22 protein-coding genes are annotated in these 23,076 nt (G+C 54.9%); 11 read left to right on the forward strand and 11 right to left on the reverse strand.

Annotation, left to right across the window (positions count from 1 at the left end):
• Positions 1 to 43 precede the first annotated feature (43 nt).
• The 4 genes from PV433_RS13490 (at position 44) to PV433_RS13505 (ending at position 2,853) form a co-directional block, all read left to right on the forward strand.
• Positions 44 to 391, forward strand: coding sequence for a YugN family protein (locus PV433_RS13490; protein WP_332072607.1), 348 nt, complete (start codon positions 44 to 46; stop codon positions 389 to 391).
• Positions 392 to 410: 19 nt separating this feature from the next.
• The gene (gene ftsW, locus PV433_RS13495) at positions 411 to 1,616 is read left to right on the forward strand and encodes a putative lipid II flippase FtsW (protein WP_332072608.1); all 1,206 of its coding nucleotides are present in this window, start codon (positions 411 to 413) and stop codon (positions 1,614 to 1,616) included.
• Positions 1,613 to 2,113, forward strand: coding sequence for a GNAT family N-acetyltransferase (locus PV433_RS13500; protein WP_332072609.1), 501 nt, complete (start codon positions 1,613 to 1,615; stop codon positions 2,111 to 2,113). Before ftsW ends, PV433_RS13500 begins: the two co-directional genes overlap by 4 nt.
• Before the next feature lie 218 nt (positions 2,114 to 2,331).
• Positions 2,332 to 2,853 (forward strand): Crp/Fnr family transcriptional regulator, encoded by a 522-nt coding sequence (locus PV433_RS13505; protein WP_332072610.1) that lies wholly within the window; start codon positions 2,332 to 2,334, stop codon positions 2,851 to 2,853.
• A 1-nt stretch (position 2,854) separates the two neighbouring features.
• Here the strand turns inward: PV433_RS13505 and hmpA are convergent, their stop codons facing one another.
• On the reverse strand, positions 2,855 to 4,096 hold the full coding sequence (gene hmpA, locus PV433_RS13510) for an NO-inducible flavohemoprotein (RefSeq protein ID WP_332072611.1): 1,242 nt from the start codon (positions 4,094 to 4,096) through the stop codon (positions 2,855 to 2,857).
• A 290-nt stretch (positions 4,097 to 4,386) separates the two neighbouring features.
• Between hmpA and PV433_RS13515 the strand changes: the two genes are divergently transcribed.
• Positions 4,387 to 4,875, forward strand: coding sequence for a hypothetical protein (locus PV433_RS13515; RefSeq protein WP_332072612.1), 489 nt, complete (start codon positions 4,387 to 4,389; stop codon positions 4,873 to 4,875).
• 103 nt (positions 4,876 to 4,978) lie between these two features.
• A complete protein-coding gene (locus PV433_RS13520) occupies positions 4,979 to 5,536 on the forward strand; it encodes a DJ-1/PfpI family protein (RefSeq protein WP_332072613.1) in 558 nt (185 codons plus the stop codon).
• Between the two features lie 114 nt (positions 5,537 to 5,650).
• On the opposite strand, the gene PV433_RS13525 is transcribed toward PV433_RS13520, so the two are convergent.
• Positions 5,651 to 6,031, reverse strand: a complete 381-nt coding sequence (locus tag PV433_RS13525) for an Asp23/Gls24 family envelope stress response protein (RefSeq protein ID WP_190927656.1) — start codon at positions 6,029 to 6,031, stop codon at positions 5,651 to 5,653.
• Positions 6,032 to 6,205: 174 nt separating this feature from the next.
• Between PV433_RS13525 and cax the strand changes: the two genes are divergently transcribed.
• On the forward strand, positions 6,206 to 7,264 hold the full coding sequence (gene cax / locus PV433_RS13530) for a calcium/proton exchanger (protein WP_332072614.1): 1,059 nt from the start codon (positions 6,206 to 6,208) through the stop codon (positions 7,262 to 7,264).
• 50 nt (positions 7,265 to 7,314) lie between these two features.
• On the opposite strand, the gene PV433_RS13535 is transcribed toward cax, so the two are convergent.
• Positions 7,315 to 7,608, reverse strand: a complete 294-nt coding sequence (locus PV433_RS13535) for a YlaN family protein (protein ID WP_190927652.1) — start codon at positions 7,606 to 7,608, stop codon at positions 7,315 to 7,317.
• Positions 7,609 to 7,837: 229 nt separating this feature from the next.
• On the opposite strand from PV433_RS13535, the gene PV433_RS13540 reads away from it, so the two are divergent.
• Positions 7,838 to 9,085, forward strand: coding sequence for a PucR family transcriptional regulator (locus tag PV433_RS13540; RefSeq protein WP_332072615.1), 1,248 nt, complete (start codon positions 7,838 to 7,840; stop codon positions 9,083 to 9,085).
• A gap of 107 nt (positions 9,086 to 9,192) precedes the next feature.
• Positions 9,193 to 10,302, forward strand: coding sequence for an alanine dehydrogenase (gene ald / locus PV433_RS13545; RefSeq protein WP_332072636.1), 1,110 nt, complete (start codon positions 9,193 to 9,195; stop codon positions 10,300 to 10,302).
• A 104-nt stretch (positions 10,303 to 10,406) separates the two neighbouring features.
• Here ald and PV433_RS13550 read toward each other — a convergent pair whose 3' ends face one another.
• The 5 genes from PV433_RS13550 to PV433_RS13570 form a co-directional block, all read right to left on the reverse strand.
• The gene (locus PV433_RS13550) at positions 10,407 to 10,652 is read right to left on the reverse strand and encodes an HPr family phosphocarrier protein (protein ID WP_190927649.1); all 246 of its coding nucleotides are present in this window, start codon (positions 10,650 to 10,652) and stop codon (positions 10,407 to 10,409) included.
• 119 nt (positions 10,653 to 10,771) lie between these two features.
• Complete coding sequence (locus PV433_RS13555; RefSeq protein ID WP_332072616.1) at positions 10,772 to 11,887, reverse strand: aminopeptidase; 1,116 nt, start codon at positions 11,885 to 11,887, stop codon at positions 10,772 to 10,774.
• 26 nt (positions 11,888 to 11,913) lie between these two features.
• Positions 11,914 to 12,600 carry a TVP38/TMEM64 family protein gene (locus PV433_RS13560; RefSeq protein WP_332072617.1) on the reverse strand — a complete coding sequence of 229 codons (687 nt, stop codon included), beginning with the start codon at positions 12,598 to 12,600 and terminating at the stop codon, positions 11,914 to 11,916.
• Positions 12,601 to 12,746: 146 nt separating this feature from the next.
• Positions 12,747 to 13,625, reverse strand: a complete 879-nt coding sequence (locus PV433_RS13565; RefSeq protein WP_332072618.1) for a hypothetical protein — start codon at positions 13,623 to 13,625, stop codon at positions 12,747 to 12,749.
• A gap of 80 nt (positions 13,626 to 13,705) precedes the next feature.
• Complete coding sequence (locus PV433_RS13570) at positions 13,706 to 15,595, reverse strand: diguanylate cyclase (protein ID WP_332072619.1); 1,890 nt, start codon at positions 15,593 to 15,595, stop codon at positions 13,706 to 13,708.
• A 521-nt stretch (positions 15,596 to 16,116) separates the two neighbouring features.
• Between PV433_RS13570 and rpsD the strand changes: the two genes are divergently transcribed.
• Positions 16,117 to 16,716, forward strand: coding sequence for a 30S ribosomal protein S4 (gene rpsD, locus PV433_RS13575; protein WP_190927639.1), 600 nt, complete (start codon positions 16,117 to 16,119; stop codon positions 16,714 to 16,716).
• Positions 16,717 to 16,827: 111 nt separating this feature from the next.
• Here the strand turns inward: rpsD and tyrS are convergent, their stop codons facing one another.
• A complete protein-coding gene (tyrS, locus tag PV433_RS13580) occupies positions 16,828 to 18,084 on the reverse strand; it encodes a tyrosine--tRNA ligase (RefSeq protein ID WP_332072620.1) in 1,257 nt (418 codons plus the stop codon).
• A 564-nt stretch (positions 18,085 to 18,648) separates the two neighbouring features.
• Between tyrS and PV433_RS13585 the strand changes: the two genes are divergently transcribed.
• Positions 18,649 to 21,807 carry a transglycosylase domain-containing protein gene (locus PV433_RS13585; protein ID WP_332072621.1) on the forward strand — a complete coding sequence of 1,053 codons (3,159 nt, stop codon included), beginning with the start codon at positions 18,649 to 18,651 and terminating at the stop codon, positions 21,805 to 21,807.
• A gap of 82 nt (positions 21,808 to 21,889) precedes the next feature.
• Here PV433_RS13585 and PV433_RS13590 read toward each other — a convergent pair whose 3' ends face one another.
• Both PV433_RS13590 and PV433_RS13595 read right to left on the reverse strand, forming a co-directional pair.
• A complete protein-coding gene (locus tag PV433_RS13590) occupies positions 21,890 to 22,630 on the reverse strand; it encodes a metallophosphoesterase family protein (RefSeq protein WP_332072622.1) in 741 nt (246 codons plus the stop codon).
• Positions 22,631 to 22,804: 174 nt separating this feature from the next.
• Positions 22,805 to 23,076, reverse strand: a 272-nt coding sequence (locus PV433_RS13595) for an AMP-binding enzyme (RefSeq protein ID WP_442951515.1), incomplete at its 5' end; no start/stop codon positions are given.

Raw genomic sequence — 23,076 nt, forward strand, 5'->3', positions numbered from 1 at the left:
CTATCGGAACTATTTTAAATGATACGCAGGAGGTTTCCCTATCGTGATTATTGAAAATGCGGGAATTAAAGGATTAAAAAGCGATTTGGCTCATCTGGACGGCGCTTCGGAGAAGCTGGGCTTCGTTCGCTGGCAGTGGGAATATTACCGAGCTACCTACGACCTGAAGCTGGAAGATAAAGCGAATAAGGCGGATTACTTCCTCCGCATCAACACAAGAGCGGTCGAAGGCAGGCTGGAATCGCCTTATGCGATCCTTGTCATCGAAGATACATACTTGGGACGCGGCACGTTCCCGCACGGACTCGATTATGATTCGCCGGTACCGGATCAGATCGTGAAAGTAGCCAATCAAAAACTGGCAGAACTGAAAAAACAGCTGAGCGAATAAACGTGAAGGCGGAACCGATATGACCGAACAACGCAGAGGCACACCTGATTTTCTGCTGCTGCTTCTTACGTTCCTGCTCGTCGGCTTCGGGCTCGTGATGGTGTTTAGCGCCAGTTCCGTTACGGCACTTGCCAAAGAGAAGTTCGGCAACGATCCGTTATACTTCGTGAAAAAACAAGCCATCTTTGCCGTCGCCGGCACGGTTGGCATGTTTTTTCTTATGAACATTCCTTACAGGCGGCTGAAGCCGCTCTTGCGCCCGGGATTTATGGTCGTACTCGTTATGCTCGTGCTGGTGCCTTTTATCGGCTTCGAGGTCAACGGGGCGAGAAGCTGGTTTAACCTTCCGGGCGGCATGGGAAGCTTGCAGCCTTCCGAGTTCGCCAAAGTCGGCGTCATTTTATATTTGTCGCTTTTGATCACCAAAAAAGGCGAGCGGTTTCGCGATCTGAAAAACGGGCTGCTGCCCGCTGTCATCATCGTCGGGATTGTGGCGGGACTTATTATGCTGCAGCCGGACTTCGGCTCCACGATGATTCTTGTTCTTGCCGCTTCGCTCGTAATCGTGGTCGGAGGCGCCAATCTCAAACATATTTTCCTGGCCGTAGGGTCAATCACCGTCATTGCAGCGATCTTTCTGGCGGGCTACCTTATCTCCGCGGACTCGCTCGGCTACCGGATGGACCGGATTGCCTGCTATCTGGACCCGTGGTTCGATCAGCAGAGCAGCTGCTATCAGCTGGTGCAGTCTCTATATGCATTTGGCCACGGCGAACTGACCGGAGCGGGGTTCGGACAAAGCATCCAAAAGATGCATTATTTGCCGGAAGCCCATAACGACTTTATTTTTGCAATTATCGGGGAAGAATTCGGGTTTATCGGTACGGTGCTTTTCCTGCTGTTGTACTTGGCGTTTCTATGGCGCGGATTTATCGTTGCCCTGCGCTGTACCGATCTGTTCGGCAGTTTGGCAGGGACAGGCATCGTAGGTCTGATCGCCATTCAGGCGTTGGTTAATATGGGCGGAGTGACGGGGACGATTCCCATGACCGGCGTAACGCTGCCGTTTATAAGCGCCGGGGGCTCCTCCCTTTCGGTTACGATGGCCAGTATCGGCATCCTGCTCAGCATATCCCGGGACATCACGAAGCCGGACCGGGCCGAGAAACCGGAGAAACGTACCGGCTTCGCAAGAGATCGCAACGATTGGAGCAAACGCGCATGACCCTTCGAATCCGCCCGGCGGTACGGGAAGATCTCCCGAAGCTGCTGGACATCTACAATGATGCTGTCATTCACTCTGCGGCCACATTTGATCTGACACCCCAGACGCTGCAGGAGCGGGAACGCTGGTTCGCGCAATTTAACGAACGGTTTCCGATTATTGTAGCGGAGAACGAATCGGGTGTGGCCGGGTATTGCTGTCTGACACCGTACCGGCCAAAGCCGGCATACCAGTTAACGGCAGAGCTTTCCATTTACTTGGATACAGACTGCAGAGGCGGCGGAATCGGCTCCGTACTGCTGCAGCACATGATCGATATGGCGCGGGAGCTCGGCTTTCACGTCCTCATATCCGGCATTACCGGGGGCAATGAGGCAAGCGTGCGCCTGCACCGCAAATTCGGCTTTACCGAGGCCGGCGTGCTTCGCGAGGTAGGCTGCAAATTTAACGCCTGGCAGGACGTATACTTGTATCAGCTCATCCTCGAGCGTGCCTGACGCTTGCAGGGAGAACACAATCAATCACGCATCCGGCAATCATCCAGAGTCCTTACGGGCTCTTTTTTATCGCCGCAAGTCTAATAAGACTGGTTTAACCCGAAAAGGTCCTCTCGTAAACAGGGTTATTCATCGGAAAAAGCGTCGTTTGGAAGCTGTTCGTATCGGTTGAATCGAGTGACGGACATCGGGAGACAGGAAAAAAAGGAGGGCGGCAAATGCTTCTGCACAAAGGGGAAACGTTATTCCGGCAAGGGGAAAGCGGGCCGCTGTATCGTCTGAAGAGCGGCCTGCTTAAAATTATTCGCGTACATGAGGACGGCAATCCGGTCCTGGTGAATATTATCGTCGCCGGCGAGATGATCCCCCACCACTCCTTAATTACGCCGAAGCCTTATCACGGGACTGCGGTCGCGCTCGTAACCAGCGAGGTTGAAGTACTGCCCTCGAAGGAATGGTACGATTCGCTTGCGGGCAATCCGGACAAATGTCTGGAGGTCGCTTTGCTGCTCCAAAGCAAGCTGAGAATGATGCAGCAGCGCATCGACCAGCTCACCCAGACGACTCCGGCGGCCAAGCTGAAAAGTTTGCAGGAATGGTTTGCGGTTTATATCCCGCCGGCTACGCTGACCGACGTTCTGACCCAGGACGAAATCGGACAATTAATCGGCATGCGCCGCGAGACAGTCAATCGGCTGCTCCGTTCGCAAGCGGCGAAGCTTCCCCCGACGGACGGGTAGGTTAAGGCTGGGTCTGAAGCGCCGGCTGTTCCAGGCTGGCCGCCGGACCGAAAAACTCGTAATGAAGATCGGAGTCCGCGACGCCGCACGCCTTCAGCGCGCTGTTGACGACCGCCATGAACGGCTGAGGCCCGCAGAAGTAAACGCTGGAGTTCATCGACGGGATTACGGATTTCAGCCAGTCCGCATCGACGTAGCCTTCCCGGTGATACGATCCCGCGGCTTGGTCCGCTTCATTAGGCTCGGCGTAGCAATACCGGACGGACAACTGCGGATGAGCCTGCGCCAACCGGTTCACATGATCCTTCATCGCATGGACGCTTCCGTTCTGAGCCGAATGGATGAACGTGACAGGCCGCTGCGGCTGTGTTTCCACCAGCGTGTTCAGCATGCTCACCATCGGAGTCAGGCCAACCCCGCCGCTGATCAGCACGACCGGTCTCTTATCGTCGCGGTTCAAGGTGAAGTCGCCTGCCGGAGCGGACAGCAGCAGGACATCGCCCTCTTTCGTTTTTTCATGCAGAGCGGTAGATACTTTTCCGGCCGGGCGGCTGCCGATAGCGTCTTCCCGTTTCACCGATATCCGGTAGTACGGTTTCCCCGGCGCGTCGGAGAGGCTGTATTGGCGAATGTGCGTGTATCCGTCGTCCGGCAGCTTCGTTTGGACGCTCACATATTGTCCCGGCTCAAAACCCGCGATCGGCTTGCCGTCCTGCGGGACGAGGTAAAACGAAGTGATCACGTCGCTCTCCTTCACTTTCTTCTGGATGACGAATGCACGGAACCCTTCCCAGCCTCCGTCCTGCCCTTCGGCCTGGTCGTACATCGATTGTTCGACTTCTATGAATACCGAGGCGATCACGCCGTACGCATCCGCCCATGCCTGCAAAATCTCGTCCGTGGCCGCATCGCCCAACACATCCTTTATCGCGGCGAGCAAGTTCTGGCCGACGATCGGGTAGTGCTCCGCCTTCACTCCCAGGCTCCGGTGCTTGTGGGCAATCTGTTTGACGACCGGCAGGATCGCCGGCAGCTGGTCGATGTGAGCGGCGGCGGCGTATACCGCATTGGCCAGCGCGGCCTGTTGTTTGCCCTGCTTCTGATTGGCGTGATTGAATATATGGAGCAGCTCGGGATGACTTGAGAACAAAAGCTCGTAGAATCGTTTGGTAATCTCGGTTCCGCGTTCTTTAAGAATCGGGACAGTAGATTTGATGATATCGATCGTATTGGTGCTCAGCATATTTCATTCTCCTCACTTTTTTTGGACTTTATCGTGCTTTATGTGCCCATTATAAGGAGCCGGAGCATGCGCGAAGTGTGATTGCAATCACTCCAATAACCAACGTTCTGTGACAAAGCGCACAGCCGCTTCGTTATGCAGGCCGGCATCGCGTTTCCATCTATAAGCGATTCACACATTTGCATAAGCATTTCTTATTTGTTGTTAAACAAAACCATCGTGTACAATATGGATTGCCTAGTATTCAAATCAGAATTTGAGTTTATCAGAAAAGGACAGGTTCGACAGCCATGTTACTGCGTTCATTCGTCATATGCGGATATCTTGCCGCCGCCTACTGGATCTCCGCGCACTACCCCATTTTTAAAATGGTGTTTTACCCGACTCTCGGCGCGTTCAGCTACTTGTTCATGCAGCGGATGGACCAGATGAAGGATATCCGGAGGATCATCATCGGAGCTTGTATCTCGACCGGAATCGGAGCGTTCTTCTACACGATCAGCAGCGGCGCCCTCTCGCTGCTCGCAACCGCGCTCGTGACCGTCTTATTGATTCAATGGTGCAAGTGGAACGCGGCGCCGATTCTCGCCGTTTCCTTGATTCCGTATTTCGCCCGTCCGGAAGTCGTCTGGGTGCTGCCGCTTACGGTTCTCGCCTCGCTGCTCTGCCTGCTTCTGCCGTTATGGCTCATCGGGAAGCTGGAGCTGCTGCTGCGAAAAGCCGCCCAGGCCAGGCTGGCGGCCGCACCGCTCCGGGCGGCTGCGAAGCAGGACGTATAGCGGACAGCCATGCCGGACGCTTCATTCTTCTACTTTACAGATCGGGCGGGTTGCTGCAAGATAGAATGGTAGGCTATCCGATAACGAGGAGTGTGAGTCCAAGATGTCCAAGAAGATCTTGATCTTGACTGGAGACGCTGTGGAAGCATTAGAAGTGTACTATCCGTTTTACCGGGTTTTGGAGGAAGGGTACGAGGCGATTATCGCTTCTCCGACCAAAAAAGTGCTGAAAACGGTCGTTCACGACTTCGAGGGTTGGGACACTTACACGGAGAAGCCCGGCTACTTGCTGGAGTCGCATACTTCGTTCGCCGACGTGAATCCGGCGGAATTCGACGGCCTGATCATTCCGGGCGGCCGAGCGCCGGAATATATCCGTCTCGATCCGGATATTCCCCGCATCGTCGGCCATTTCTTCGAGGCGGACAAGCCGGTCGGCGCCATCTGTCACGCCGCGCTCGTCCTTTCCGTATTAAAGAACAGCAGCTATTTCCAAGGCCGCAAAATGACCGCTTATACCGCCTGCAAGCCGGATATCGAAAATCTCGGCGCCGAATACGCCAAAGAGACGCTGTGCGTCGACGGCAACATCGTATCGGGACATGCCTGGCCGGATCTTCCCGGCTTTATGCGCGAATTTCTCAAGTTGGTGAGAGGTTGAATATCCGGAGGGACCGTCTCGATACGGTCCCTTCCTTCTTTGTGCGGGTTATGTCACGATGTCGCGTCGCCTTTGCAGACAAACAAAAAAGCGGCGCGAACGCCGCTCCACACTTTACTTGATCCGGGCCGGGACTTCTTCCGCTTCCTCTTCTTTGAAAGCGACTCCCTCTACCTTGACGTTCACTTCGACCACGTTTAATCCCGTCATGTTCTCTACCGCTTCTTTTACGTTTTCCTGCAGACTGCGGCAGACGCTCTGTATAATCGAGCCATAATGAACGATGACTCGCAGATCGATCGCGGCCTCCAACTGTCCGACTTCGACGGAGACGCCTTTTTGTACGTTTTTTCCGCTAAGCCGTTTGGCAAGTCCTTCGGAAATGCCCCCCGACATAGCAGCGACGCCTTGCGTCTCGAGAGCAGCCAATCCGGCGATAGTGGCTACGACGTCATCGGAAATGCGGATCATTCCCGGTTGGTTTTCAGCGGACATTGTTCTCACTCCTCGTATACGGATATTTCCATTGTACCTTTTTGGAAGGGCGGTTCGCAACCGGATAAGCAGAAACGGTTTTTCTTTGCAACTGGAAATTTTTCCATTATAGTAGAATAGGATTCACTTGATGCTGGAACACTGGTAGTTGACGGAAGGAGCAGAGATCACATCATGAAGCAAAAGCTGTTTTACACCATTCTGATCGCCAGTTTCCTGCTGAGCGGCACCGCCCACTACAGCGGTTTGAATACGACTTTGCAATTCGTCTTCTGCTGCATAGCCGTTATTTTTGCCGCCGGGTTTATGGGCAAGGCGACGGAGAGCGTCGCTCACTATGCCGGGGAGCGGATGGGCGGTTTCCTGAACGCCACGTTCGGCAATGCGGCGGAGCTGATCATCGCGATTTTCCTCGTACGCGACGGGCTCCACGACATGGTGAAGGCGAGCATCACCGGCTCCATTATCGGCAATATGCTGCTCGTGCTGGGACTCAGCGTGTTTCTCGGCGGCCTCAAATACAAGGTGCAAAATTTCAACGTGATGCTGGCCAGCCATAACGCCTCGCTCATGCTGCTCGCCGTAGTCGCCCTGATCGTGCCGGCCATATTCGCCAAAAGCTTCACGTTCAAGGAAATGGATATGCTCAGCACGATCGTCGCCGTCATCCTCATTATCGCTTACGGCTTATGGCTGCTGTTTTCTATGGTCACGCACAAAAAAGAATTGAGCGACGTCTCCGCTCGCGACCCTGAGGATCATGCGCATACGCTCAATTGGAGCAAGGGCAAATCGATCTTTTATCTCGTGCTCGCCACCGTGATGGTTGCCTTCATAAGCGAATGGCTTGTCGGTACCCTGGAACATTTCACGGAAACGTTCGGCTTGTCCGAGCTGTTCGTAGGCGCGTTTCTGATTGCGATCATCGGCAATGCCGCCGAGCACAGCGCCGCCGTTTTCCTCGCGATGAAAAACAAAATCGGCGCCGCCGTCGAAATCGCCATCGGAAGCAGCCTCCAGGTCGCTCTATTCGTCGCTCCCGTACTCGTCATCGTCAGCCACTTTATGGGCGATCCGATGAATATCGTCTTTACGTTATACGAGCTCGCCGCCATCGCCATCGCCGCAGTGTTAGCCCGTTCGATCTCCCAGGACGGCGCGACGAATTGGTATGAAGGATTTTTGCTGCTGGTCGTATATGTCATCTTGGGAATCGCCTTTTTCCTCGTCTGACCGTCCGGACTCCAAAATTGCACAAAAAAAAGAGTAGCTCCAAGGCGGAGTTACTCTTTTCTGGATAGGGCGAGCGCTTCGTACAGCTGCGCAAGCTTGCGCTCCAGATCGCTTATTATAAGCTTGCCCGACGCTTCGTCAATCAGCCCCGCCCGGATCGCGAAGTCGATTTCCCGGGACAGCCCGTACATTTGTGTATCCAATACCTCTTCGTAAAGAGGGCATCTGCGATTCGTCAATGTTTCCATTTGGATCTGAATCAGCTTTTCGATGTTGTCCGCATCTTCTTGAAGCAGGTTCAGCGCTTTCTGATGCAAACCGACCATGACGTCCGATGTAGACATCCGTTTTCCCCCTTTGCGCAAAGCTCATCCAATCTCTATATGCTTATGATAGTCGAAAACCGATGATTACACAAGCGCACAACAGATTAGAATTATAGCCGCGTCTATTTTTCACATTGAATCGGCGCGGGCCAATCTATAAAATAGTAGGGAAACCAACTAAATAGTCAACCATTCGGATGCTGGTACGTTTGTATGCGAATTGGGCGGAACAATAAGGAGCGCGCGGATGAACGCGGAACTAAATCCTTTCAACCGAAGCTTTGACCATCTGGAAGCTTTGGCCGACAAAATAGGCGAAGTGCTCCATGCGCCGGTAACGATCGAGGACGCCAACCACCGGCTGCTCGCCTACAGCAAGCACGACCCCGGGACCGACGCGGCGCGGATTGCCACGATCATCGGCCGGCGCGTACCCGATAACGTGATCGCCAGCTTGTGGAAAGACGGCGTGATCCCCCGGCTCATGCAAAGCGACGAACCTGTCCGGATCCGGTCGATTCGCGATGTCGGACTCGGCGACCGGGTCGCCATCTCGATCCGCAAAGACAATCAGGTGCTCGGCTACATCTGGGCGCTCGAGGTGGAACGGCCGCTGGACGAAGCTTGTTTGCTCCATCTGAAGCTTGCCGCGCAGGCGGCGAAGATCAAGCTTTTGCGTCTCCAGACGCAAAGAAGGAAAGAAGACGAGGAGCGTTGCGACTTTTTCTGGGAGCTGCTCACCGGCCATCATCGGACGGCGCTTCAGGCGAAGCTTAAGGCGGACTCGCTCGGCGTCACTATGCCCGGCCTGTTCGGCGTGATCGTCTTCCAGTTCGGACACGATGTCTCCGAGCAGCTAAATCAGCAGATCCAATATACCGTAACGGCGATCCAGAAAACCCGTCCGCTGCTCCATGTCCTGTCGGATAAACAGCTGATCGCCCTCGTCCCGGGAACGAACGCCTCCCGCTTCGCAGCGGAAGCCGGGGAATTCTCCCTGTCGTTTTATCACCAGATGAAGGAACGATTCGGCAGTGAACCGCTCAACTGGGGAATCGGCTCCTCGTGCGAAGAGGTGACCGCAGTCGAGCAAAGCTACCGGGAAGCGCTCACCGTGCTGCAGATCAAAGCGCAGTTTCCCGCCGAGACCGGTTCCGTCACCCACTACCACGAGCTCGGCTATTACCGCTACCTTCCTTATTTCCTCGAACAAAAACGGCTGCACCGGTACGAAAACGCGTCGTTAAAACAGCTCCGGACCTACGACCGGGAACATCATGCCAATCTGGTCGAGACGCTGGAAACGTTCCTGGCCTGCGACAGCAACGTCAAGGTCGCCGCCGACGCCTTGCATGTTCATACGAATACGCTTGCTTACCGGCTGAAGCGGATTGCCGAGATCGGCGGTATCAACTTCGCCAATGTCGATCAGAAAACGACTTTGTTTCTGGATTTAAAGACGGACAAATGGAGCGGCAATCCGGATCGTTTGTGACTTTTCACAAGGGCGTCCCCTTTTTTTCTCGTTTCATCACGAAGCTAGACCGCTCGCCGACACGTATACTTGGTAACGAAAACCAAATCGGGGGAGCTGGATGGATGATGAGAATCGGGGTACCGAAAGAAATCAAAAACAATGAAAACCGGGTAGCCGTCACTCCGGCCGGAGTCATGGCGCTCGCGGGCGCAGGACACGAGGTGCGGATCGAGACGAACGCGGGAGCGGGAAGCGGCTTTCCGGACGAGCTGTACCGGTCGGCAGGGGCATTGATTTGTACCGGCGCCGCAGAGGTATGGGACAATTCCGATCTGGTGATGAAAGTAAAGGAACCGCTTTCGTCTGAATACGGTTACTTTCGGGACGGTCTCATTTTGTTCACTTACTTGCATCTGGCCGCTGAGCCCGAGCTGGCCCGGGCGCTCACAACCAAGGGCGTAACCGCGATCGCCTACGAAACCGTTGAAGTCAACCGCTCGCTTCCGCTGCTGACGCCGATGAGCGAAGTGGCCGGCCGGATGGCCGCCCAGATCGGAGCGCAGTTTCTGGAACGCCCGCACGGCGGCAAAGGCATCCTGCTCGGCGGCGTGCCCGGCGTCAAACGCGGCAAGGTGACCATCATCGGCGGAGGCGTCGTCGGAACGAATGCGGCCAAAATCGCGATCGGCCTCGGCGCCGACGTTACGATTATCGACGTAAGCCCGGATCGTCTGCGACAGTTGGACGACATATTCGGCACGAGCATCCGGACGCTTATGTCCAATCCGCTGCATATCGCCGAATCGGTGGCGGAATCCGATCTCGTCATCGGCGCCGTGCTGATTCCCGGTGCGAAAGCGCCGAAGCTGGTCAAGGAAGGCGCTGTTCGCGCCATGTCGCCCGGCTCCGTCATCCTGGATGTGGCGATCGACCAAGGCGGCATCTTCGAGACGGTCGACCGGCTGACCACGCACGATAACCCGACATACGAGAAGTTCGGAGTCGTTCACTATGCGGTTGCCAACATGCCCGGAGCCGTGCCCCGCACATCAACCATGGCTCTGACCAACGCCACGCTGCCTTATGCGCTTCGCATCGCCGGGTCCGGCCTGGAGGCTCTCCTGTCCGACAAAACGCTCCTAAGCGGCATTAATACGTTCCGGGGAGCAATCACACATCCGGCGGTCGCACGCGACCTCGGCTACACGTACGTTGCGGTCGAACAAGCCGTATAAGGTTCGTCGTCCGTTTAGGCGGTTGTGCACAGAAAAGGCTGCCCGGGTTATCCCGAGGCAGCCTTTTGGTTGCGTCTGTATATCGAACGGACCTGGAAGTCCGCTCAGCTTACGACATTAACTTGCAGGTTATGCTTCTTAAATACTTCGACCATCGCAGCCTTTGCTTCTTCAGCGTCGGGACCGTGAACGTGCAGATCGTAAACGCCCGAGTCGAGCAGTGTCGTGAACAGGCCGAGAATGCTCTTGACGTCAATGAATTTATTTTCATATTGAAGTACGATAGAAGATCTGAACTTGTTAGCCGTTTGCGATACTTCAACAATTGCGGCGTTGCTGGCGCTTGACATGGCACAATCCCTCCAAGTAGAAGCGGAGTAATCCGGCTTCCGTATTTGATACTTCTATATTAGCGTGGAACATCTATTCGCGCAATGATAATTTGCCAGAACTTGCTGCGGGCTGGAATCTATTTCAAGTTTTCGGGATTGAGCCCCTGCAGCTCGGGAATGACGAAGCGGCCATCCTTGCGGATCAGCACATCGTCGAAATACACTTCCCCGCCGCCGTATTCCGGCCGCTGGATCAGCACCAGGTCCCAATGAACCGACGAACGGTTGCCGTTGTCGCACTCTTCATAAGCCTGGCCCGGAGTAAAGTGCAGACTGCCGTCGATTTTCTCGTCGAACAGCGTATCCTTCATCGGGTGCAGGATAAACGGATTAAATCCGAGACTGAACTCCCCGATATAGCGAGCTCCTTCGTCCGTATCCAAAATGTCGTTCAGCCGCTTCGTATCGTTGGAGGTAGCCTCGACGATTTTCCCGTTCTCGAAGCGGAACCGGATATTTTCGAACGTAATGCCGGAATTTACGCTTGGCGTATTGTATTGCAGCACACCGTTCACGGAGTCCCGGACCGGGCAAGTGAACACCTCTCCGTCCGGAATGTTGCGGTGTCCGGAACATTTTTTGGACCCGATCCCCTTGATCGAGAACGACAGGTTGGTGCCCGGCCCTGTGATTCGTACCCGGTCGGTGCGAGCCATCAGCTCGGCCAGCGGGTCCATGGCGATATCCATCTTGCGGTAATCGAGGTTGCACACGTCGAAATAAAAATTTTCAAAAGCCCGGGTGCTCATGCTGGCAAGCTGAGCCATAGACGGGTTCGGGTAACGCAGCACGACCCATCTCGTCTTCTTGACCCGGCGCTCCAGATGAACCGGCTTGTAGTAGATCCGTTTGTACATATCGTTCTTGTCGCTCGGGACGTCGGACAATTCGTTGACGTTCTCCCCGGACCGGACCGCGATGTAACCATCCATCTGCTCCATACGCCTTAGGTCCATCTCCGCCCAATGATCAAGCTGCTCCTTCGTGATCGACTGCAGCACCGAGCTCAGCACCGCCCTGTCTTCGTAGATCACATATGGGAAGCCGCCTTTCGCATGAACCTCCTCGACGAGACAGCGGACGATCTCCCTCTCCGGGCCGATCATCTCAATCAGCACCTTGTCGCCGGGCTGGACGTTCACCGAATAGCCGACCAGGTTGGCGGCTAACGTTTGCAATCGTGGATCTCTCATAAGTCCGCTCATCTCCTTATGTAAGTTTAGGTCGCTTCGTCCCGCTTGCCGGTCCATCTCGTCTTCATGTACTGGCCGAGGCAGATCAGCAGAACGAACAAAACCAGCACCAGCAGCAGCCGGATTTTATGTTCCTTGAACCGGATCAGATCGTGTCCGATGAACGTTTCCATCAACACGATCGGCAGTTTGCCCAACACGGTCGCCAGCAAGAACGGACGAAACCGGATATTGGATACGCCGGCGCCGAAGTTGATCAGCGAGGACGGAATGACCGGGATCAGCCGGCCGACCAGCGTGTAGAAGAAACCTTGCTGCTCCAGCTTGCGGTTGAACGACTGTACGCCCGGAAACTTCGCCAGTCTGGCTTCGACCGCGTCACGGGCTATGTATCTCGCGATCAGAAATGCGCACACCGCGGATAAACACGTCATTCCGTAATTCATCACAAATCCTCCGGTCAAGCCGAACACATACGCATTGGCGCCAGCGAGCAGCACGAAGGGAACAACCGGAAACCAGGTTTGAAAAAAAATAGCGAGCATCCCAGCGATTACTGCGTATATCCCGAACGAATGCAGCATATCCGCAAGCTGCTCCACGTTGCCGTGACGAAGGTCCCTTCCCGTTTCCGTAAACAGGATGAAATAGGCTGCAGCTGCGAACATGGCTAGAGGAATGCCGTATTTCAAACGACTACGTATGGTGCTCAACCTGTATGCCCTCCCCTGTACATCCTCCCATATTGTAACACGGATTCGGACATTGATAAAAGGCAGACCCCGCCGCAGGGAAGCTGCGCGCAACGGGAAAGAAGCCCCTCCCGGACACTGATCTTCGGTGTGCGAAGCCGGCGACTTCAGGTGCTTTTCTTGTTATTATAATCCGTGAAAAGGTAGTCGACGCGAATCGTCTCGGTCTTCGGCTGACCGTCCGAAGTATACTTCATCTCCGTCTCGATCTGCATCTTGCGGGGAAGGCGGCTTACCCGGTCCACCCAGATCCGGTATACGGCGCCCGCCTCAAGCGATCCTTCCGCCTCGTCCAGCTGCCGCTTCGTCAGGAGGACGCTCTGCTCCAGCTCGCCCCTCATACGCGCCGCCTCCGCTTCGGACAGCCCGTGCCTCGTCCGCAGTCCGGCGAGCTGCTTGTCGATATCGAGCACATCGGCTTGACGGGCCAACTGATCTCGGACCGCCTTCGTTACATCAGCCGTCTCCGGCGTTACCGTAAGAATCGTCAGACGAGTATCCTGTTCGTCTCTGGCGCTTTCCGTTTTTTTCGCCATCGTGTTCAACTGCTCCAACTTGTACAGCGGGCTCCAGGGCAGCAGCACGATCGCATCGCTTTGCGAATTGGCCTCCGAGACGACCCATTCGTTCTGGGATTTGCTGAACACGACGGAACGGGGCGTTCCCCCCGCTTGGGCCGCACCGATCGTCCCTGCTCCCGGGCTGCCCCGGTTAAAGCTCATCGACAGCCGGTTATGCCCGTTGACCACGCCTTCGAACGAGGCCCCTTCCTGCATCGGCAATCCCCCGACCGATACGCTCGTCGTCCCTTCAAACCGGAAATCGTCCGTTCCGGACAAGCCGGAGACGGTCTGCTTCAGCAGCTCGCCAGGATCGGACGGCATTCCCGTTAATGAGCACGCCTCCGCCAGGATCGCGATAATCGCAAAAACGGCAAGCGCGAGCGCACGCCGCCTCAGCCGACTATATCTCTGCTTCGTTAGCATGAAATCCCCTCCTGGGCATAACGATTCAACTTCACCTTATCGTTTCCCAAGAGAGTGTAGTTATTCCTGCGACATTCGGCTCAATCGATGCAGATCCGGTTTTTCCCGGAATGCTTCGCCTTGTACAACGCCATATCCGCCCGGTAAAAAAGCGATTCCACGCTGATCCTCTCGTCTTCCCAGTTCCAGTCCGAAACTCCGCACGATACCGAGACGATCGGGGAAGTTTCCGTTTTCACTTGCTTCCGGATCCGCTCCGCCACCTTGATCGCCTGCTCCTTCGAAACCTGGGGCAAATAAATGGCCAGCTCCTCGCCTCCCCAGCGGGAAGCAATATCGCCTTCGCGGATCGAGGTGCGGATTATCGCGCTTACCTGAATCAACACGCGGTCGCCGATCTGGTGACCGTAAGTATCGTTAACCTTTTTGAAGTTATCGATATCGACCAGAATAAGCGAGCCGCAGTAATCTTTTTTCTGAAACAGACCGATCTGGTCGTCCAAATAATGTCTGGCGAACAGCCCGGTCAGCCGGTCTGTCTGCACCATCCGGCGCACTTCCGCGTGCAGGTTCGCATTGGAGGCGGCCAGTCCGATATGGCTGGACAACGTCTTGAGCAGCTTGTAGTTGTCGTAGGAGAAGTAATGGGCCCGCCGGTGCGCCATCAGAATGACGCCGACCACCGTTCCTTCCACCACGATCGGGCAAGCCAGCAGCGAGCGGGCGTTCGTCGCCTTCATCCAGACCGATTCGACGGCCGGATTGAACCTGTAGTCCGATACGATCAGCGGTTCTTTCGAAGCGACGACCCGCCCGGCAAACCCGTAATCGGAGGCCAGCACTTCGCCGCAAAAAGAAGCCGGCTCCCCGGCCCGGACGATCAGCTTGCCGCTCGGCTTGTCCAGCTCTAAAATGCACGAAAACTCCGCATTAAAAATCGTGCGCAGCTCCATGGAAACAAACGAATATATATCTTGCAGCTTCAGGCTTTGATTCAGACGCTGCGTAATCTCGTTAATCAGGCGCAGTTCCCCGACAAGCCGGTTCGATTGTTCATACAAGCGCGCATTCTCGAAGGCACTGCCTGTCGTATCGGCCAGCAGCGTAATCTCCTGAAGCGTCTCGAACTCCATCTTTCCGTCCGGAATCGCAATCCGGATGACTCCGTACACCCCCTGCTTGCCGCGCAGCGGGAAAACCGCATCGGTCCCGCATTGTCCGACGATCGGCCGGCCCTCGGTAAACGAACGGAAGCGGATATCTTCCTCGGACTGGTCAAAACGGAGCGGCTTGACAGACGGGATCGAGCTGTATTGATCCTGAGACAAATAAATTTCGTAAGCCACGGCCGGGTCCCGCTCGTCCAGAAAGCGGATCAGCGTCTCCAGCACCTGGTCCGGATCGTTGCAGGAATGAATATGGATCGCCATGTCGAACAACGCTTTTTTGCGTACCAGCTGCTGCTCCAGCTCCTTCATCTGTCCGGCAAGCTCGTCATGCCGGGCTTCCGCCTCCTTTGCGCGAATCGCGGCGGCGAATGCCGTTCCGGTCAGCTCCATGGACTCCAGCAGCTCCGGCTCGGCAGTCGAATCGTCGGTTATACGAATCAAATAAGCGATCGGATCAGTGCGGTCGGCGTAAAGGGGATATGAGGCGATGACAGGCGATGTAGCATCCCGGCGTTCGGAATGGACTAGAAATGCGGCTCTTGAAAACGTTCGGTCGTGACCGTTCACAGCATGTGCAGCCCGGATCTCGCGCAGAAAAGCTTCTGGATCCGCTGGAAACGAAACGTTTATTCCGGAACCGGACGGGTTGATCGTATGATGAGCAATGCAGCGGCCGTCGGCATCCCACACTGCGTATACCGCAGCCCGGTCTGGCATATGTCTCTCCAGGCCGGTGACGAACGGGCCGAATCCATCCTCGATTAGTACAGCGAGTCGGTCCTGATGTAGCATTTCTTTCATAGCGAACCCCTTCTATGAAACGTCAATATTCCAATCATACTATGAATGCAAACGGGCTGCACTAAATTTTCGTTCAAAATTCGCTAAAGGAAGGATTCTCCAAAATCGGTCATCGCTGCGTCTTACCATGCCATGCCGAACCATACAATACCTTGCCGCGCCTTACCAATGCCATTGCCGCCACGAACCGTATATATTCGATAAGATGCGCACCGGATCATTTACTTTCATTATATATACGCTTCATTCTTGCATCGTCAGATTTCGCCCAATGCGGTTTTCGCTTGACATCACCCCCAGGTTTCTAATAGAATTAATATTCGAGTGGAAAAAGGTGTTTTTTATGATTGGCGACGCACGATGCGACCCTCACGGTGTTCGTTACCAGCAGGCCAGCGGCTGAACTGCCTGCCGGGAAACGGGACTGATCGAATTCCGTTTCGCAACGTATACCGCGTCGGAACGTCTCCCCTACGCCTACTCAACCATTAAACACTATCGGTATAAAGGAGCAAAACATAATGGCACGCTATACAGGTCCTAAATTTAAATTGAGCCGCCGCCTCGGCGTATCCCTTAGCGGGACAGGCAAAGAATTGAAACGCGCGTTTCCTCCAGGACAACACGGCCCGGGACAACGCAAGAAGCTGAGCGGCTACGGCATTCAGCTCCAAGAAAAGCAAAAGCTTCGCCATATGTACGGTTTGGGCGAGAAGCAATTCCGCAACTTGTTCGACAAAGCATCCAAAATGCAAGGTATTTCCGGTGAGAACTTCATGGTTCTGCTCGAAAGCCGTCTGGACAACCTCGTGTACCGTCTTGGCCTTGCCAACTCCCGTGCAGGTGCCCGTCAGCTCGTCGCTCACGGCCACGTAACGGTGAACGGAAGCAAAGTAGATATCCCTTCCTACACAGTTAGCACTGGCACTGTAATCGGCCTTCGCGAAAGAAGCCGCGGCTTGTCTTCCATCAAGGAAGCTTTGGCAAACCGCAACTTCCTGCCGAACTACCTGGAGTTCAACGACACGGCAATGGAAGGCAAGTTCATCCGCCTGCCTGAGCGTTCGGAGCTTCCTCAAGAAATCGACGAGAAGCAAATCGTCGAGTTTTACAGCCGTTAATCTGGACTTCAACAATCAACCCCCGAGCCTTTTGGCTTGGGGGTTTTTGCTTTCGACCGTTTTGGTTTTAGCCGTTTTTTGCTTCAGCCCGTTTTGGTTTCGGCCGGCTGGTTACACGAGCTTGATTTTGACGAACTTCCGCTTCCCGACCTGCAGCACTTCTCCGCCTTCCAGCCGGACAACCGCATTCGGGTCGGTTACTTTCTCTTCATTTATTTTCACGGCACCCTGCGATACGCTGCGCTTCGCTTCCCCGTTCGAAGCCTGCAATCCGGTCGTTACCAGCAGCTGGACGATCCGGATCTCCCCGCCGTTCAGCTCCGACACCGGCAATTCCGCGTCCTCGATCTCATCGGGCAGCGCCTTTTGCTGGAATACCGTCACGAAATGCCGCTTCGCCTCTTCCGCTTGCGTTTCCCCGTGGTACATCCTGACGAACGTGTATGCAAGCTTCATCTTCGCGTCGCGCGGGTGTACGGTTCCTTCCTCGAGTCCGGCCTTTAAGCTGCCGAGCTCTTCGTCGGGCAGGTCGGTCGCCAGTTCGAAGTATTTCACCATCAATTCGTCCGGCACCGACATCGCCTTACCGTACATGTCATTCGGAGCTTCGTCGATACCGATGTAATTACCGAGACTTTTGCTCATCTTCTGCACGCCGTCGAGCCCTGCGATCAGCGGCAGCGTAATGGCGGCCTGCTGTTGTTTGCCGTACTCTTTCTGCAACGTGCGGCCCATAAGCAGATTAAATTTCTGGTCGGTTCCTCCCAGCTCGACATCGCTGTCCAGCTCGACCGAATCGTAACCTTGCATCAGCGGGTAAAAAAACTCGTGCACGCCGATCGGCTGACCATTCGCATAACGCTTCGTGAAGTCGTCTCTCTCCAAAATACGCGCTACCGTCACCTTCGCCGCCAACTGGACGACATCCGTGAAGTTCAGCTTGTTCAGCCATTGCGAATTGTAATGAACGGTCGTCTGGGCCGGGTTCAAAATTTTGAAGATTTGCGCCTGGTACGTCTCCGCGTTACGCTTCACGTCCTCTTCGGACAATTGCTTGCGCGTCTCCGATTTGCCCGTCGGGTCGCCGATCCGTCCGGTAAAGTCCCCGATGATCAGTTGCACTTCATGGCCGAGCTCCTGGAACTGCCGCAGCTTATGAAGGACGACCGTATGGCCGACGTGGATGTCCGGTGCGGACGGGTCGAGACCGAGCTTGATCTTAAGCGGCTTCCCGGTCAGCAGGGAATTCGCTATTTTTTCCTTCAGCTCCTCTTCGGGAACGATCTCCACAACACCCCGGCGGACGACTTCCAGCTGCCGTTCCGCTTCCTTTCTCATCTGCTCTGTCAACTGTTTCCATGCTTCCATCGCTGTTCGCGTCCTCTCTGCTTGTTTTTTCCAAAATAAACGCAAAAAAAGCCTTCTCGTCCACAAAAAGGGACGGGAAGGCTTTGACCCGCGGTACCACCCTAATTAAAGCAGCTGCTTTCGAATCCTTATAAGAGCCGTTGTTAACTCTAAAGGAGACGGGCGCTGCTTTCACTTCATTTCGATAACGGGATCACCCGGCAAAAGCTTGGCGCCTCACGCGCTTCCCCTTTTGCTGCTCAGGACCGTAATTCGGCAACATGACGCATCCCGGCTCGCACCTTCCGCCGGTTCTCTGATATGCGCTGGCATCCGCCTACTGGCGCTCCCGGTATTCGCCGGGCCGCGCTAGCCCTTCAATCGCTTTGTCGTTTTAAGATTTAACACCAATTATATCATAAACGCAAAGTGAAAGTCAACGACAAGAACATTTCAAATTTCGATTAATTCTCGGATTTCACTGAAAAAAACGGCGAAAATTCGCAACTTCTATCGGTTATTCCAAATTATGAAATGACGATATGTGCTATAATAACTCTGTGTGCCCGAAGGAGGATTAACGGAATGACCAAGCCATCATCATCATCTTCTACAGCAAAAAAAGCGCTGCGCGTAACGTTGATAACTCTCAAATGGATGTTTATCGCCGGCATAATAATCGGTTTTGTCGGAGCAGGAGCGGCATTCGGTTACGTTAGCGCACTTGTAAAGGACGACCCCGTTCGCCCCCAGGAAGAAATCCTGGAGAGGATTAACGAAAATGCGATAACCGGCTTCGTCTATTTCAACGACGACACGCCGATCGGTCAGCTCCGTTCGGAGGAAGACCGCCGGCCGATCGGCAGCGAAGATCTGCCCAAGTTCGTCGAAGACGCCGTACTGGCGATTGAGGATCACGATTTTTACACGCATCACGGCGTCGACGTCAAAGCTTTTTTCCGGGCCGTTACCCAGAAGCTGACGAATGCCGACGTGCAGACGGGCGGCAGCACGATTACCCAGCAAGTGGCGAGGCGGGTTTTCTTGACGCTGGACCGCAGCGACAACCGGAAGGCGAAGGAGATTTTGCTCGCGCTACGCCTGGAGAGGCTGTTGTCCAAGGAGCAGATTTTACTCGCCTATTTGAACAAGATCCCTTACGGCAACGGCTCCTCCGGCTATAATCTGTACGGGATCAAGGCGGCGGCCAAAGGCATCTTCAATATCGACAACCTGCACGATCTGCATACCGCCCAAGCGGCTTATCTGGCCGGCTTGCCGCAGCTGCCGTCCAAATATTCGGCATTCACGAGCCGCGGCGAACTGGACGAGAAAGCTTTTAACGGAGCGGTCGAACGGATGAAGCTGGTTCTGAAGAGAATGCTCGATGAAGGCAAGCTGACGCAAACGCAATACGACGAAGCGCTGGCATTCGACATCAAAGGTTCGCTCTCGCCGTCCCAGCCGAAAGCATACAATACATACCCGTACCTGATGCTGGAAGTGGAGCGCCAGTCAAGCGAAATATTGGCCAACCTGAGCAACCCGGACCTTAAGAAGGATACGAAGCAAGGCCAGGCCGAATACGCGGAAGCCGTCAAGCAGGCGCGCGAGGATCTGCAGCGCAAAGGATACCGGATCTACACGACGATCGACAAGCAGATTTACGACGAGATGCACGTCATCTCCGACAATAGCGACAACTTCACTCCCGACGATCCCGAAAAAGGGATGGAGCAGATCGCCGCCATCACCTTGGACAACGCCACGGGCGCTATTCTCGGGATGATCGAGGGACGCGATTTCCACAAGGAGCAGATGAACCTCGCCACCCAGATGACGCGTCAGCCCGGCTCTACGATGAAGCCGATCGCAGCTTACATCCCGGCCATCGACAAAGGAGCTATCGCCCCAGCCGTCGTCATCGACGACGTGCCGGTCATCCTGAAGGACGGCAGCAAAGGGTTCCATCTGCCGGAAAACTGGGACAACAAATTTCATGGACTGGTGACCGCAAGGCAAGCCTTGAACCAATCGTATAACATTCCGGCGATCAAGCTGTTTATCGACGTCGTGGGCATTAACGACGCCTGGGATTTTGCCAAAAAGCTCGGAATCTCGACGATCGAGAAAAGCGATTACGGAGCACAAACCGGAGTTATCGGAGGGTTGTCGCGCGGAGTTTCGGTCGAGGAATTGACGAACGCCTATAGCGCCATTCCGAATAAAGGCCAGTTCACGGACGCCTATATGATCCGCAAAATTACGGATTCGGAAGGCAAGATCATATACGAGCATGTGGTGAAGCCGACGACGGTTTTCTCCGAGGAGACGGCCTACCTCATCACCGATATGATGAAGACGGTTATCAGTTCGGGTACGGCTACCTTGCTGAAAAAGGACTTTAAACATTACAGCCAGATCCAGGTCGCAGGCAAAACCGGCTCGACGCAAAATGACGGCGACGCCTGGTTTATAGGGTATTCTCCCGATATTACCGTCGGGGTATGGGCCGGCTACGACCAGCAGAAGTATTCCCTGAAGAAGAGCGGCTGCAATCTGAACAGCGAGCTCGGCTGCGGTACGCAGCGGGCCATGAAAATATGGGCCAAAGTCATGAACTCGATTGCGGATAACCGTCCGGAACTGCTGCCGAACAAACAGTTCGTCAAGCCGGACAATATCGTTTCAAGGACCGTATCCGGTTATTCCGGCAAGCTGCCGAACGAACAAACGAAGCAAAGCGGCAAGCTGATCACGGATATTTTCAACAAAAAGTTTATTCCGACAGAAGAAGACCAGGTGTTGGTCAAGCAGAAATACGTTACGTTCGACGGCAACGTCTACTTGCCGCAGCCGGGAACGCCGGCCGATATGGTGCAAGAGAAAACTGTCGTCAAGCGGGAGCGGCCGATCGGCGACATCATTAAGGAGATTCAGGCGATTTTGCCTCAATTGCCGGCCAAAAACCGTCCCGCCATCTCGCATTATTATCCGCTTGATTACGATAACGACGCCGCCGTCGAGGTGGACCCGAGAGCCGACGACGGACAAATTCCGAACGCGCCGGGAGGCGTCACCCTGAAGCATTCGGCCGACAAAAACGAGATTACGTTCCAGGAAGCCGGAAGCGCCGATATCGTCGGTTATCGGCTGTACAAAGCGGATGCCCTCGGCGGCAAATTCGCTCGCGCAGCCGGCAAAGTGGTCCTTTCCGGGCAAGACCGGATATTTGCCGACACAGTATCCGGCCAGCAAGTCGTAGGCTATTACGTAACGGCCGTGGACGTAGCCGGCAAAGAGTCGAAGCCGAGCAAAGTGGTGTTCAGCGACGGAAGATCGACAGAGATTTCCTCCCCGCTTGATCCGTTCGGCGTGCCGAACGGTCAGCCGGGCGACATTAACGGCTCGGACGGTAAAGGCAGCAACGGAAGCAACAAGCCGGACGACAAGCCGGCCAAAAAGGAGCCGCCGTCAGCTCCGAAAAACGTAACCGTCCAGCAGTCCGGAGCCGGGATTCAGATCGAATGGTCAGCCAATCCGAAGACGGAAGCAGTCAAACGGTACGATATCTACTTCAGCGATAAAGAAAACGGCAGCTTCAAAAAGATTCAGTCTTCCGAAACTCCGAAGCTGAACTATTTCGCACTTGTCTATGAAGGCTGGTATCGGGTCGTCGCCATTAACGAGCACGGCGAATCGAAAGCTTCGGCAAGCGTGCCTTACAAAAGCAAGAAGCCATAAAACCAAACTTCAACAGCCTTGACCTGCAACCGGTCAAGGCTGTTTTTGATGCGATCTATGCGATTATCCGGCAGCACTCCGGCTACCTGGCCCGGGTAATATCCCGCGTAAACTTCTCCAGCCTCGGCATTCCTCGAGCGGCTGCATCCAGCAGCACCTCTTCTCGGTCATACGGCACTCGAACGATCTGCACGGAAAACGGCGCGGGAGATTGCTGATGCAGCGCACCTTCCATGATGACGTAACCGGCCAGCGGAATGTCATCCAGCGGCAGACCGACGCTGCCCGCGTTGACAACAAACCGGTCCTCCAGCGGCATCACATAGGCCAGGTGAATATCGCCGTAAACGACGCAATCAGGCTGCTCACCGCTTATTCCGAGCCAGTCGCCCGTCAGCGGTGTATTTTCAAACAACATTAACTTCTCCGTCATCGACGTCTTCAGCCGGACCCGGTCATACACGCTAGTCGGGGAAGCATGCAAGAGCCGGACCTTCCGCCCGCTCCAGTAAAAATCGTAGCAAAACGGAAGACTCCGCAAATAATCGAGTCTCTCCTGTCCGAGCAGAGGCTGTGTCCACAGCTGCCAAACCCATTCTTCGTTTTCCGGAGTTAACGTTATTTTATGATCCCAGTTGCCCTGCAGCACGACTTCGCAACGCTCGCTTATTTCATCGACCGCTTCGGCCGGATAAGGGCCTTTGCCTACCAGGTCGCCCAGACAAAAGATTCGTCCGATCCCCCGCCGCTCGATATCCGCCCAGACTGCTTTCAACGCGGCCAGGTTGGCGTGAATATCGGATATTACCGCAATTCGCTCCATACACGTCTCCTCTGATTCATAGTATTGATGGAACAGACCTCAGACTTCCTATCCTAAGCGAACCGGCTTGCCGCCTCCAGCTACTTTTTGGTTATAACGGTCTATTCCAATAGAAAACCCCGCCGGCCTGATGTACGGCCTAGCGGGGCTGATCGTATTCATAATAGCGGATAATTAATCTTCGATCGTCGACAAGTCCCCGGTCGGCAGGCCAAGCTCCCACGCTTTAAGCACGCGGCGCATGATCTTACCGCTGCGCGTCTTCGGCAGCTTATCCTTAAACTCGATTTCGCGAGGCGCGGCGTGGGCGGACAGCCCGACTTTGACGAACTGCGAAATCTCCGCCTTCAGCTCGTCGCTCGGCTCGAATCCGGCGCGCAGCGAGATGAACGCTTTGATGATCTCTCCGCGCAGCGGGTCCGGCTTGCCGATGACGCCGGCTTCCG

This window comes from Paenibacillus sp. GYB004, assembly GCF_036577605.1.
Taxonomy (GTDB): Bacteria; Bacillota; Bacilli; order Paenibacillales; family NBRC-103111; genus Paenibacillus_AB; species Paenibacillus_AB oceani.